The 13110-nt window shown below is 60.4% G+C and carries 13 protein-coding genes; 9 read left to right on the top strand and 4 right to left on the bottom strand.

Annotation, left to right across the window (positions count from 1 at the left end; genetic code table 11):
• Positions 1–86: 86 nt before the first annotated feature.
• The 6 genes from ODQ19_RS17960 to ODQ19_RS17935 all read left to right on the top strand — a co-directional run bounded on the left by ODQ19_RS17960 (position 87) and on the right by ODQ19_RS17935 (position 7794).
• Positions 87–686 carry a LysE/ArgO family amino acid transporter gene (locus ODQ19_RS17960; protein ID WP_032895568.1) on the top strand — a complete coding sequence of 200 codons (600 nt, stop codon included), beginning with the start codon at positions 87–89 and terminating at the stop codon, positions 684–686.
• A 178-nt stretch (positions 687–864) separates the two neighbouring features.
• Positions 865–1461 carry a superoxide dismutase gene (locus tag ODQ19_RS17955; protein ID WP_014719672.1) on the top strand — a complete coding sequence of 199 codons (597 nt, stop codon included), beginning with the start codon at positions 865–867 and terminating at the stop codon, positions 1459–1461.
• 152 nt (positions 1462–1613) lie between these two features.
• Positions 1614–1802 carry a hypothetical protein gene (locus ODQ19_RS17950; protein ID WP_116667701.1) on the top strand — a complete coding sequence of 63 codons (189 nt, stop codon included), beginning with the start codon at positions 1614–1616 and terminating at the stop codon, positions 1800–1802.
• A 184-nt stretch (positions 1803–1986) separates the two neighbouring features.
• Complete coding sequence (locus ODQ19_RS17945; protein ID WP_330210791.1) at positions 1987–4038, top strand: putative bifunctional diguanylate cyclase/phosphodiesterase; 2052 nt, start codon at positions 1987–1989, stop codon at positions 4036–4038.
• 126 nt (positions 4039–4164) lie between these two features.
• Positions 4165–5502: an imelysin family protein gene (locus tag ODQ19_RS17940; protein ID WP_105228131.1), complete on the top strand. Its 1338-nt coding sequence runs from the start codon at positions 4165–4167 to the stop codon at positions 5500–5502.
• Between the two features lie 837 nt (positions 5503–6339).
• Entirely contained in the window at positions 6340–7794 is a 1455-nt protein-coding gene (locus tag ODQ19_RS17935; protein ID WP_003193780.1) for a TrkH family potassium uptake protein, read from the top strand.
• On the opposite strand, the gene ODQ19_RS17930 is transcribed toward ODQ19_RS17935, so the two are convergent.
• Positions 7751–8809 carry an AraC family transcriptional regulator gene (locus ODQ19_RS17930; protein WP_116667704.1) on the bottom strand — a complete coding sequence of 353 codons (1059 nt, stop codon included), beginning with the start codon at positions 8807–8809 and terminating at the stop codon, positions 7751–7753. The genes ODQ19_RS17935 and ODQ19_RS17930 overlap by 44 nt on opposite strands.
• A gap of 160 nt (positions 8810–8969) precedes the next feature.
• Here ODQ19_RS17930 and ODQ19_RS17925 point away from each other — a divergent pair, with 160 nt between their 5' ends.
• On the top strand, positions 8970–9281 hold the full coding sequence (locus tag ODQ19_RS17925; protein ID WP_034128574.1) for a DUF962 domain-containing protein: 312 nt from the start codon (positions 8970–8972) through the stop codon (positions 9279–9281).
• 10 nt (positions 9282–9291) lie between these two features.
• Here the strand turns inward: ODQ19_RS17925 and ODQ19_RS17920 are convergent, their stop codons facing one another.
• A complete protein-coding gene (locus tag ODQ19_RS17920; protein ID WP_330210834.1) occupies positions 9292–9630 on the bottom strand; it encodes a hypothetical protein in 339 nt (112 codons plus the stop codon).
• Between the two features lie 14 nt (positions 9631–9644).
• Between ODQ19_RS17920 and ODQ19_RS17915 the strand changes: the two genes are divergently transcribed.
• Positions 9645–9827 (top strand): hypothetical protein, encoded by a 183-nt coding sequence (locus tag ODQ19_RS17915; protein WP_054918213.1) that lies wholly within the window; start codon positions 9645–9647, stop codon positions 9825–9827.
• 103 nt (positions 9828–9930) lie between these two features.
• Positions 9931–11127 carry an MFS transporter gene (locus tag ODQ19_RS17910; RefSeq protein WP_330210790.1) on the top strand — a complete coding sequence of 399 codons (1197 nt, stop codon included), beginning with the start codon at positions 9931–9933 and terminating at the stop codon, positions 11125–11127.
• Here ODQ19_RS17910 and arfB read toward each other — a convergent pair.
• Together arfB and ODQ19_RS17900 are read right to left on the bottom strand one after the other, a co-directional pair.
• Positions 11124–11537 carry an alternative ribosome rescue aminoacyl-tRNA hydrolase ArfB gene (gene arfB / locus ODQ19_RS17905; RefSeq protein WP_330210789.1) on the bottom strand — a complete coding sequence of 138 codons (414 nt, stop codon included), beginning with the start codon at positions 11535–11537 and terminating at the stop codon, positions 11124–11126. The two genes, ODQ19_RS17910 and arfB, sit on opposite strands and share 4 nt — an antisense overlap.
• A 109-nt stretch (positions 11538–11646) precedes the next feature.
• Positions 11647–13065, bottom strand: coding sequence for an amino acid permease (locus ODQ19_RS17900; RefSeq protein WP_330210788.1), 1419 nt, complete (start codon positions 13063–13065; stop codon positions 11647–11649).
• Positions 13066–13110 lie beyond the last annotated feature (45 nt).

The following is a 13110-nucleotide window of genomic DNA, read 5'->3' as shown; positions in this document are numbered from 1 at the left end:
AGCGATCAGCAATATTGGTTTTTCTTATACAGCCTCGAGCCGCACCATAGCCAGCATCGTATGAGTATCAACAAGGATCTCCCTCTATGTGGCAAAGCTATATGAACGGCTTGCTGGTGGCCCTCGGGCTGATCATGGCAATCGGCAGCCAAAATGCATTCGTACTCGCGCAAAGCCTGCGCCGCGAACATCACTTACCCGTGGCGGCGTTATGTGTGATCTGCGACGCACTGCTAGTGGCTGCCGGGGTATTCGGGTTAGCCACCGTGCTGGCGCAGAGCCCGATACTGCTGGCGGTGGCACGCTGGGGCGGCGCAGCGTTCTTGCTCTGGTACGGCGCATGCGCGCTACGCAGGGCCTGCTCGAAACAGAGCCTGGACCAAAGCGACAGCCTCAAGACACGTTCATTGCGCGCCGTGCTACTGAGCGCCTTGGCGGTCACCTTGCTCAACCCCCATGTTTACCTGGACACCGTCCTGCTGATCGGCTCCCTGGGCGCGCAACAAACCGAACCGGGTGCTTATGTCGCCGGAGCAGCCAGTGCCTCGTTCCTGTGGTTCGCCACCCTGGCCCTGGGTGCGGCATGGCTGGCACCCTGGTTGGCACGCCCGGCCACCTGGCGCCTGCTGGACCTGCTAGTGGCCGCGATGATGTTCTCGGTGGCCTATCAACTGATCAGCGCCTGAGCAATATTCCAAAACGCTCTGGAACCTCTATCCCACACAGTTGTTGCGTGGTTATGCCGCACCCCCGGTGCTATGATCGGACCCCTGCGCCGCAAAGAGTACAAACTCCCCGGCGCATGTTTGGCCGCCCGTGATCGGCCTTGCGCTCACCGCAACTGACCTGATTAGGAGAATCATCATGGCTTTCGAATTGCCGCCGCTGCCCTACGCACACGATGCCCTGCAGCCGCACATCTCCAAGGAAACCTTGGAATACCACCACGACAAGCACCACAACACCTATGTCGTGAACCTGAACAACCTGGTGCCTGGCACCGAGTTCGAAGGCAAGACCCTGGAAGAGATCGTCAAGTCTTCCTCGGGCGGCATCTTCAACAACGCCGCTCAGGTCTGGAACCACACCTTCTACTGGAACTGCCTGGCGCCAAACGCCGGTGGTCAACCAACCGGCGCGCTGGCTGAAGCCATCAACGCTGCGTTCGGTTCGTTCGACAAGTTCAAAGAAGAGTTCACCAAGACTTCGGTTGGCACCTTCGGTTCCGGTTGGGGCTGGCTGGTGAAAAAGGCTGACGGTTCCCTGGCCCTGGCCAGCACCATCGGCGCCGGCAACCCACTGACCAACGGCGACACCCCGCTGCTGACCTGCGACGTGTGGGAACACGCCTACTACATCGACTACCGCAACGTGCGTCCAAAGTATGTGGAAGCGTTCTGGAACCTGGTCAACTGGAAGTTCGTGGCTGAGCAGTTCGAAGGCAAGGCCTTCACTGCCTAAGCGATGCTTGCAGTAGGAAAAGCCCGGCGATTGCCGGGCTTTTTTTTGGGCGACGATTGTGGATCGGCCGAAATAATGGAACTCATTGAGACGAACCGGCCACGTAGTCGAAGAGAGGAATACACCTCTCGTCCAACGCAGGAGAGTCAATTATGGAACCAGTTTCGATGATGGCCGCCGCCGGCGCCGCCGCCTCGGTGGCACTGCCCATTGCAGGAAAAGCGGCCGAGATGGGAATGGATATACTCAAGGACATGATGGACAGTGTCACGGACGGAGCCCAAGGCGGCCAACTGGGCGCGGATTCACAGTCATCTGCCCCACCACAGATTAATTTTTAATCAAGCATCCACTTGCCCCCCGCAAGGCAACAATCACGGCGGATTCCATCCGCCGTTTTCCTGCCCACCGTCGCTGCAAAGCGCCACCCCCCTTCCCACAGTAATGTCCCTTTGACTGCCCTCCCCAGATTGCCAATACTCATGGCATATTGACGGCCACCCGCATGAGACAAGGAATGCCCCTTTGAAGCTGGAACTCAAGAACAGCTTGTCGGTGAAGTTGCTACGGGTTGTGCTGCTGTCGGCCTTGATCGTGGGTGTGGCGCTGAGCGTGGCGCAGATCGTTTTTGATGCCTACAAGACGCGCCAGGCCGTAGCGGGCGATGCCCAGCGCATCCTCGACATGTTTCGCGACCCCTCGACCCAGGCCGTGTACAGCCTGGATCGCGAGATGGGCATGCAGGTGATCGAAGGTCTGTTCCAGGACGACGCTGTGCGCATGGCCTCTATCGGCCATCCCAACGAGACCATGCTGGCGGAAAAAAGCCGCCCTTTACAGCTGTCCCCCAGCCGCTGGCTGACCGACCTGATTCTTGGCCAGGAACGCTCCTTTACCACCGCGTTGGTGGGCAAGGGCCCCTACAGCGAATATTACGGCGACCTGAGCATCACCCTCGACACCGCCACCTATGGCAGAAGTTTCCTGGTCAGCTCGGTCATCATCTTTATCTCGGGCGTATTGCGCGCCTTGGCCATGGGGCTGGTGCTGTACCTGGTGTATCACTGGATGCTGACCAAACCGCTGTCGCGGATGCTCGAACACCTGACCTCGATCAACCCGGACCGCCCCAGCCAGCACAAGATCCCTCAGCTCAAAGGCCACGAGCGCAACGAACTGGGGCAGTGGATAAACACCGCCAACCAATTGCTCGAATCCATTGAGCGCAATACCCACCTGCGCCACGAGGCCGAATCGAGCCTGTTGCGCATGGCCCAGTACGACTTCCTGACCGGCCTGCCGAACCGCCAGAAGTTGCAGGCGCAGTTGGATAAAATCCTCACGGATGCCGGTCGCCGACAACGTCGTGTCGCAGTGTTGTGCGTGGGGCTGGATGACTTCAAGAGTGTCAACGAGCAATTCACCTACCAGGCCGGCGACAAACTCTTGCTCGCCCTGGCCGACCGCCTGCGCGCCCATAGTGGCCGCCTGGGCACGCTCGCCCGCCTGGGCGGCGACCAGTTCGCCCTGGTGCAAGCCGATATCGACCAGCCCTACGAAGCCGCCGAACTGGCACAAAGCATCCTCGATGACCTGGAGGCCGAATTCGCCCTCGATCATGACCTGATCCGCCTACGCGCCACCATCGGCATCACGCTGTTTCCGGAAGATGGCGACAGCACCGAGAAGTTGCTGCAAAAAGCCGAGCAGACCATGACCCTGGCCAAGAGCCGCTCGCGCAACCGCTATCAGTTTTATATCGCCAGCGTCGACAGCGAAATGCGCCGGCGCCGTGAACTGGAGAAAGACCTGCGCGATGCCCTGAGCCGCGAGCAGTTCCACCTGGTGTACCAACCGCAAATCAGCTATCGCGACCATAAGGTGGTCGGCGTGGAGGCCCTGCTGCGCTGGCAACACCCGGAACATGGGCTGGTACCGCCGGACTTGTTTATCCCGCTGGCGGAACAGAACGGCACCATCATTCCCATTGGCGAATGGGTGCTGGACCAGGCGTGCCGGCAATTGCGCGAATGGCATGACCAGGGTTTCACGGCGCTGCGCATGGCCGTCAACCTGTCCACTGTGCAACTGCACCACACCGAGTTGCCGCGGGTGGTCAACAACCTGATGCAGATCTATCGCCTACCGCCGCGCAGCCTCGAGCTGGAAGTCACCGAGACCGGCCTGATGGAAGACATCAGCACCGCCGCCCAGCATCTGTTGAGCCTGCGCCGCTCCGGGGCGCTCATCGCCATTGATGACTTCGGCACCGGCTACTCATCCCTGAGTTACCTCAAAAGCCTGCCACTGGACAAGATCAAGATCGACAAGAGCTTCGTCCAGGACCTGCAGGACGACGACGATGACGCAACCATCGTGCGCGCCATTATCCAACTGGGCAAAAGCCTGGGCATGCAGGTGATTGCCGAAGGGGTGGAGACCGCCGAACAGGAGGCCTACATCATCTCCGAGGGGTGCCATGAAGGGCAGGGTTATCACTACAGCAAACCGCTGCAGGCCCGGGAGTTGACGGCTTATCTGAAGCAGTCCGTGCGTAATAACGCCGTGAGTCTTTGAATTTACACTTCGATACTCAATATTTCCCGCGTATAAGCCTTTACACAAAATGCAAATCTTTCGCATTATGTCGCAGCGTTTGCGCTCCCCGCGCGCCCTTTCAACAACCGAAGCAGGATGTTCGCCATGATTCGTATGCCCCTGGCCACCGCCAGTCTGCTGGCCATTGCCATTTCTCTCGCCGGTTGCGGCGAAGGTAAAGACAAGGCCGCCGCGCCCCAGGCACCCGCTGCCGCCAGCACTACCGCACCGGCGGCTGCCCCGGCTGGCCAGGTCGACGAAGCGGCCGCCAAGGCCGTGGTCGCGCACTACGCAGACATGGTGTTTGCGGTGTACAGCGATGCCGAATCCACCGCAAAAACCCTGCAGACCGCAATCGATACCTTCCTCGCCAACCCGAACGACGAAACCCTGAAAGCGGCCCGTACCGCCTGGATCGCCGCGCGCGTACCCTACCTGCAGAGTGAAGTATTCCGCTTCGGCAACACCATCATCGACGACTGGGAAGGCCAGGTGAACGCCTGGCCCCTGGACGAAGGCCTGATCGACTACGTCGACAAGTCCTACGAGCACGCGCTGGGCAACCCAGGTGCCAACGCCAATATCATCGCCAACAACGAGATCCAGGTGGGCGAAGACAAGGTCGACGTCAAGGAGATCACCCCGGAAAAACTCGCCAGCCTCAATGAGCTGGGCGGTTCCGAAGCGAACGTCGCCACCGGCTACCACGCCATCGAATTCCTGCTGTGGGGCCAGGACCTCAACGGCACCGGCCCAGGCGCGGGTAACCGTCCGGCGTCGGACTACATGACCGGTGACGGTGCAACCGGCGGCCACAACGAGCGTCGCCGCACTTACCTGCGTGCCGTCACCCAACTGCTGGTCAGCGACCTGCAGGAAATGGTCGGCAACTGGAAACCCAACGTCGAAGACAACTACCGCGCCACCCTGGAATCGGAACCAGGCACCGATGGCCTGCGTAAAATGCTGTTTGGCATGGGCAGCCTGTCCCTGGGCGAACTCGCTGGGGAGCGCATGAAGGTGTCCCTGGAAGCCAACTCGCCGGAAGACGAGCAAGACTGCTTCAGCGACAACACCCATTACTCGCACTTCTACGACGCCAAGGGCATCCGTAACGTCTACCTGGGCGAATACACCCGTGTTGACGGCACCAAGCTGACCGGCGCCAGCCTGTCGTCCCTGGTGGCCAAGGCCGACCCGGCAGCCGACGCGGCCCTCAAGGCTGACCTGGCAGCCACCGAAGCGAAGATCCAGGTGATGGTTGACCACGCCAACAACGGCGAGCACTACGACCAGTTGATCGCCGCTGACAATGAAAAGGGCAACCAGATCGTGCGTGACTCGATTGCCGCCCTGGTCAAGCAGACCGGCTCGATCGAGGCTGCTGCCGGCAAGCTGGGCATCAGCGACCTGAACCCGGACAGCGCTGATCACGAGTTCTGATCAAGCGCAGTTGAAAGAGGCGACCTGCGGGTCGCCTTTTTCATGCACGCAATAATTGCGGCACCTCTCTCCGTGTGGGCTGGCTTGCCTGCGATGGCGGTGGGCCAGTCGACTAATTGCCACTGATACACCGCCATCGCAGCATGTGTAGGCTGTACCCGCCAACGGTAACCACGATGCGAAGCGAGCCGCTCTTGATCTTGATCTGCTTGTGATCTTGATCTTAGGCGCCCCGTTAAACCACGCTGGCCGGAATTCGACAGGGATTTGGGGGGTAAGCCGGCAGGGATGCCGGTTTAGCCGCCCCGCGCCATGAATGGCGCGTGGCGGCGGCCCCCCAAATCACTGGCGGATTACGGGCACACCGAGCCCAGGCGAGGTGCCGAGTGGTGGGGCAAGAGCGCTTTGCTTACTTTCGCCTGGGCCGGCATTCCGGCTTTTCGAAAGTGAGCCGCCGTCAGGCGGAACCCTAAGTAGCCGTTACCGCAGCAATGGATATGTACACGGTCCAACTGTGTTGACTGCCAGGCCGCCTTCGCGAGCAAGCCCGCTCCCACAGTTTTGACCACGGGGTGTCAGGTAGATATGGGGCGGCTGTTAGGCCGTCTTCGCAGGCAAGCCAGCTCCCACATTTGGATCGTGGTGTGTCAGGGAAATCTGCGTCGGTTGATAGGTTGTCACGGGAGCAAGCTCCCTCGCCACAGCTTCAGCGTCGCTGCGAAGTTGTGTAAACACCAAGCCACACACAGGGGTTCTCCATCAACCGGCAGCCCTTGGTTTACAAGACCTGCACCGCAGGTAGAATGGCGCCTCTGCCCAATCACCCGAGCGAACTTCATGGCGTTGCCGACCCTGCGCATCATCGGTTTCATCATCGGCATCTTCCTGATCACCCTTGCGGTCGCCATGGTAATCCCGATGGCGACCCTGGTGATCTTCGAACGCACCAGCGACCTGCCCTCGTTCCTGTGGGCCAGCCTGATCACCTTTATCGCCGGGTTGGCGCTGGTCATCCCTGGTCGCCCCGAGCACGTGCACCTGCGCCCCAGGGACATGTACCTGCTGACGGTCAGCAGTTGGGTGGTGGTGTGCATCTTCGCCGCCCTGCCCTTTTTGCTGACCCAGCACATCAGCTACACCGACTCGTTCTTTGAAAGCATGTCCGGCATCACCGCCACCGGCTCCACCGTGTTGAGCGGCCTGGACAGCATGTCGCCGGGCATTTTGATGTGGCGTTCGCTGCTGCACTGGCTCGGCGGTATCGGCTTTATCGGCATGGCGGTGGCGATCCTGCCGCTGCTGCGCATTGGTGGCATGCGCCTGTTCCAGACCGAATCCTCGGACCGCTCGGAAAAGGTCATGCCTCGCTCACACATGGTGGCGCGCTTGATCGTGGCCGCCTATGTGGGCATCACCATCTTCGGCAGCCTGGCCTTCTGGTGGGCCGGGATGGGCGTGTTCGATGCGATCAACCATGCAATGTCGGCGATCTCCACCGGTGGGTTTTCCACCTCGGACGAGTCCCTGGCCCATTGGAAACAACCGGCGGTGCATTGGGTCGCGGTGGTGGTGATGATCCTTGGCAGCTTGCCGTTCGCCCTGTACGTGGCCACCTTGCGCGGCAACCGTCGGGCGCTGATCAAGGACCAGCAAGTGCAAGGTTTGCTCGGCTTGTTGCTGGTGACCTGGCTGGTACTCGGCACCTGGTACTGGTGGACCACCAACCTGCATTGGCTCGATGCCTTGCGCCATGTGGCGCTGAACGTCACGTCGGTGGTGACCACCACCGGCTTTGCACTGGGGGACTACAGCCTGTGGGGCAACTTCTCACTGATGCTGTTCTTCTACCTGGGCTTTATCGGCGGCTGTTCGGGCTCCACCGCAGGCGGTATCAAGATCTTCCGTTTCCAGGTGGCCTATATCCTGCTCAAGGCCAACTTGAACCAGTTGATCCACCCGAGGGCGGTGATCAAGCAGAAGTACAACGGCCATCGCCTCGATGAAGAGATCGTGCGCTCGATTCTGACTTTTTCGTTTTTCTTCGCCATCACCATCTGCATGATCGCCCTGGCCCTGTCACTGCTGGGCGTGGACTGGATGACCGCGTTGACCGGCGCCGCCAGTACCGTTTCCGGCGTGGGCCCCGGCCTGGGCGAAACCATCGGCCCGGCCGGCAACTTCGCCACCCTGCCGGATGCCGCCAAGTGGATCCTGTCCCTGGGCATGTTGCTGGGCCGCTTGGAGATTATTACCGTGTTTGTGTTGTGCATTCCGGCGTTCTGGCGCCACTGATGCTGGACATTTGCTGCAACCGCGCCCGGTATTCGCCGGGCGTGGCATCGAACCAGCGGCGAAACGCGCGGAAAAAGTTGCTCGGGTCGGCAAACCCCAACAGGTAGGCGATTTCCAGCAAGGTCATGCTGGGTTGTGCCAGGTACTGCTCGGCCAGTTCGCGACGGGTGTCATCGAGCAAGGCCTGGAAGCTGGTGCCCTCCTCCTGCAAACGCCGCTGCAAGGTGCGCTGGGACAGGTGCAACGTCTTGGCCACCGCTTCACGCTTGGGTTCGCCCTGGGGCAGCAGGCGGCACAGCACCTGACGCGCCTTGTGGGTCACGCGGCTTTCGGAAAAACGCGCCAGGTATTCACCGGCAAAGCGATCATGCAACAGCGCCATGGCTTCATTGGCCGTGGGCAGCGGCGCCTCCATGTCGACCTGTTCGAAAATCAGCGCGTCATAGGGCGCATTAAATTGCAAAGGCGCATGGAAGGCGCGCTGGTAGGGCGCCAGGTCCGCTGGCTGGTCGCCCTGCAGCAGCACTTTGCGCGGTTGCAGTGTGCGCCCGGTGAGCCAGCCGCACAGGGCCAGGGCGCTGGCCAGCGAGGCTTCGGCGCTTTGACGGGTGGGCGGCAAGTGATCGCCATGCACCGTCAGAATCAGCGCATAGCCTTCGGGTAAAAGCCGAAAACTCAAGTCAGCGCTTTCGGCGATGATGCGCTGGTAGCGCACCAAGCGCATAAAACCTTCGGCCAGGGTGTTGCTGGACATCAACGCATAACCGGCAACGTGAAACGAGGCCGGGCGTACCACCTTGCCCATGTTCAGGCCAATCGCCGGGTTGCCCGACAACTCCACCGCGCGTTGCCACAGGCGGGTCATGGCGTCTTGCGGGAAGCGCGCATCGGGGTCACTGAGAGCGGCGTAGTCCAGGCCCAGTTGCTTGAACAAGGCACGGCAATCCAGGCCATCCATTTCCAGCGCCTTGACGATGCCCATCGCCCAGCTTGCAGAAGTTGTTCGTTCGCTCATGGCGTCTTCTTATTGAAAGCAGGCTCAAACGGCAGCCAGGAAGCCAAGGATACTAAAGTGGCATCTATTGTCACTGGCTGTTAGCACTGATCACTCTAGACTCAAATAAGCTCCCCGCCTCGCACCCGTTGGCGGCACAACAACCAGAGGGCCGGTGACCGTGGAAAACATCAAGAAATTCAACAGTTTTGCCGAGTTCTACCCGTATTACCTGAGCGAACATGGCAACAGCACCTGCCGACGCCTGCACTTTATCGGCACCACCTTGGTAATAGGCATTCTCGCGTACGCCATCGGCAGAGGCTCATTGGTCCTGCTGCTGGCGTTGCCCCTGGCGGGCTACAGCTTTGCCTGGATTGGCCACTTCTTCTTCGAAAAGAACCGCCCAGCCACCTTTCAACACCCGTTCTACAGCTTGCTGGGGGATTTTGTGATGTACCGCGACATGATCCTGGGCAAGGTGCCGTTCTAGGGGTGTGACCTCATGTCACTTGCGCCTGAACCATTAAAAATTGTGCATACGTCGAGATAAAAGTCTTTTTGTCATTTACGGTGCTGTATCCTGCCAAGGCTTTTTGAGAGCGCGGAATCACCTGCGATTGAAAAAACAGACCTTGCGAGGAGCGACCACGATGCACGAGATACCTAATCTCCCCTTCCCAAGCCTGCACCCAACTGAGCAGCCAACACCGCAGCAGGCCAGCGACAAGCAGCCTGAGGCCAAAGAAGCAAAACCAGTCGAACGCGAAAGCCGGGACTGACGCCGTACCAGACCGTGTGGAAAGCGCACCTTTGAGCGCTTTCCACACTGCCTGAATCATCCGAGACCTTCACTATGACCACTTCCCCTTCCGACACGCCGGACGCCGCTGTACTCGACGCTGCCTTGCAGATGGTCGAAGTCTGGAACCGCCTCAGTGCCGACAAGCAAGCGGCACTGCTCAAGCGCTTCGGCACCCAGGAAAACGCACTGGCGGCTCTGGTGACCACCCAATTGCTGGCCCCCGCGCAAGCTTGATCTTCTTTAGATCTGACGTTTTACATTTTTGCCGCCCTGCCCGGCCTGCGCGCCGGTATCATTAGCAGCCTATCTTTACCTGCTGCGACAGTGGATCTCTCCCATGCCAGATACCCAGCGCCCCATGGCGGTCACGCTGCAAGTCGTTTCCATCGTGCTGTTTACCTTCATCGGCTACTTGAATATCGGCATCCCCCTGGCCGTATTGCCGGGTTATGTGCATAGCCAGCTGGGCTATGGCGCCGTCATTGCAGGGCTGGTGATCAGCGTGCAATACCTGGCAACGCTGCTGAGCCGCCCCTATGCCGGAAAGATCATCGATAACCTGGGCAGCAAGCGCGCCGTGCTGATTGGCCTGGTGGGCTGCGGTTTGAGTGGCGTGTTCATGTTGTTTGCGGCATGGTTTTCCAGCCTGCCGGCCTTCAGCCTCGGCTGCCTGCTGATCGGTCGGCTGGTGCTGGGCAGCGCTGAAAGCCTGGTGGGTTCGGGCGCGATTGGCTGGGGCATCGGCCGCGTCGGCGCGGCGAACACGGCCAAGGTTATTTCCTGGAACGGCATCGCCAGCTACGGCGCGCTGGCGGTCGGCGCGCCGTTAGGGGTGCTGCTGGTCAGCCATTTAGGACTGTGGAGCATGGGCGTCAGCATCATTCTGTTGGCCGTGTTGGGTGTGCTGCTGGCCTGGAAAAAACAAGCGGCGCCGATTGTGCCAGGCGTACGTTTGCCGTTCATGAATGTGCTGGGCCGCGTGCTGCCCCATGGTTGCGCGCTTGCGCTGGGCTCCATCGGCTTTGGCACCATCGCCACCTTTATCACGTTGTATTACAGCACCCAGCACTGGGATAACGCGGTGTGGGCCTTGAGCCTGTTCGGTGCCAGTTTTATCGGCGCACGCTTGCTGTTTGGCAACTTGATCAACCGCATTGGCGGTTTTCGCGTCGCAATCGCCTGCCTGTCGGTGGAAGTGCTCGGCTTGCTGTTGCTGTGGCTGGCGCCGGATGCACAACTGGCGTTGGCGGGTGCGGCGTTAAGCGGTTTCGGCTTCTCCCTGGTGTTCCCGGCGTTGGGGGTAGAGGCGGTCAACCTGGTGCCGGCTTCCAGCCGTGGCTCGGCGGTGGGCGCCTATTCGCTGTTTATCGACTTGTCCCTGGGCATCACCGGGCCGCTGGCGGGCGCCGTGGCGGCAGGTTTTGGCTTTGCCTCGATCTTCCTGTTCGCCGCCCTCGCGGCTTTCGCCGGTTTACTGCTGAGCTTCTACCTGTACCGCCAGGCGCCTAAGGCCCGCGAAACACGCGACGCCTAGAAGTCGACCTTGCCGCGCCCGGCCTTGATGCTGCCGCGCTTGGTCTTGGACTCCAGGCGGCGTTTCTTCGAGCCTAGGGTAGGCTTGGTCGGACGGCGCTTTTTTTCGATCTTGGTGGCGCTCTGGATCAACTCCACCAAGCGCTCCAGCGCATCGGCGCGGTTCTGCTCCTGGGTGCGATATTGCTGGGCCTTGAGCACCAGCACGCCTTCGCTGGTGATCCGGCTGTCACGCAGCGCCAGCAGGCGCTCCTTGTAGAACTCCGGCAACGACGACGCCGGAATATCAAACCGCAGGTGCACCGCACTCGACACTTTATTGACGTTCTGCCCACCGGCACCCTGGGCGCGAATGGCGGTCAGCTCGATCTCGGCATCGGGCAACTGTACGTTGTTGGAAATCACCAGCATGAGTAACACGGTCCTCCGGAAGAAGCCCTAGGATACGCGAATGCACCTTGGCCATCCCCTCAAACAACAAACCCGGCACAAGGCCGGGTCTGCTTAACAACATTGACGCTTACTTCACCGCGGGGACCGCCATATCCATGGACTGCTGCGCCCGCTTGTTCTTGATCCAGTAACAAACGCCCATGAACGCCACCCAAACCGGGATCGCGTACACCGAGCGGTCAATGCCAGGAATCATCAACATGGTGCCCAGGATAAACACCACGAACGCTACGCAGATAATGTTGCCATACGGGTACCACAACGCCTTGAACAGCGGCACCTGGCCGGTGCGGTTCATGTGCTGGCGGAACTTGAAGTGGGAGAAGCTGATCATCGCCCAGTTGATCACCAATGTGGCTACCACCAGCGACATCAGCAGTTCCAGCGCGTCATGGGGCATCAGGTAGTTCATCAGTACCGCCACCAGGGTGATCGCCGCCGAGGCCAGGATCGAACGCACCGGCACGCCGCGCTTGTCGATTTTCGCCAGGGCCTTGGGCGCGTCGCCCTGCTCGGCCATGCCCAAGAGCATGCGGCTGTTGCAGTAGGTGCCGCTGTTGTACACCGACAGCGCGGCCGTCAGCACCACAAAGTTGAGGATATGCGCGGCGGTGTTACTGCCCAGCATCGAGAACACCTGCACGAACGGGCTGCCGCTGTAGGCATCGCCGGAGGCGTTGAGGGTCGCCAAGAGGCTGTCCCACGGGGTGAGCGACAGCAGCACCACCAGGGCGCCGATATAGAAAATCAGGATGCGGTAGATCACCTGATTGATCGCCTTGGGGATCACGGTGCGTGGTTGATCGGCTTCAGCAGCGGTAAAACCGAGCATTTCCAGGCCGCCGAAGGAGAACATGATGATCGCCATGGCCATCACCAAGCCGCCGACGCCATGGGGGAAGAAACCACCATGCTCCCACAGGTTGCTGACCGAGGCTTGCGGGCCGCCGCTGCCGCTGACCAGCAGGTAGCTGCCCAGGGCAATCATGCCGACGATCGCCACCACCTTGATGATGGCGAACCAGAACTCGGCTTCACCGAAGACTTTGACGTTGGCCAGGTTGATCGCGTTGATCAGCACGAAAAACGCTGCCGCCGAGACCCAGGTCGGGATTTCCGGCCACCAGTAGTGCACGTACTTGCCGACGGCCGTCAGCTCCGACATACCCACCAGAATGTACAGAATCCAGCAGTTCCAGCCCGACAGGAAGCCGGCGAAACCGCCCCAGTACTTGTGGGCGAAGTGGCTGAAAGAGCCGGCAACCGGCTCCTCGACAATCATTTCGCCAAGCTGGCGCATGATCATGAAGGCGATAAAGCCGCAGATGGCATAGCCCAGGATCATCGAAGGGCCGGCGGATTTGAGCACCCCGGCCGAGCCCAGGAACAGGCCGGTGCCGATGGCGCCACCAAGGGCGATCAACTGGATATGCCGGTTTTTCAGGCCGCGTTTCAGCTCGCCTGAAGAAGAATGGGGTCCACTCATGAAAAGGGTCTCACGCAAGGTTTGAAGAGTTGAATGCAGGTTGCT

It is taken from the genome of Pseudomonas sp. AM4(2022) (assembly GCF_036346515.1).
Taxonomy (GTDB): Bacteria; Pseudomonadota; Gammaproteobacteria; order Pseudomonadales; family Pseudomonadaceae; genus Aquipseudomonas; species Aquipseudomonas paracarnis.
Note: the sequence above shows the minus strand (reverse complement) of the source record. Positions and strands in the feature narration are given on the sequence as shown.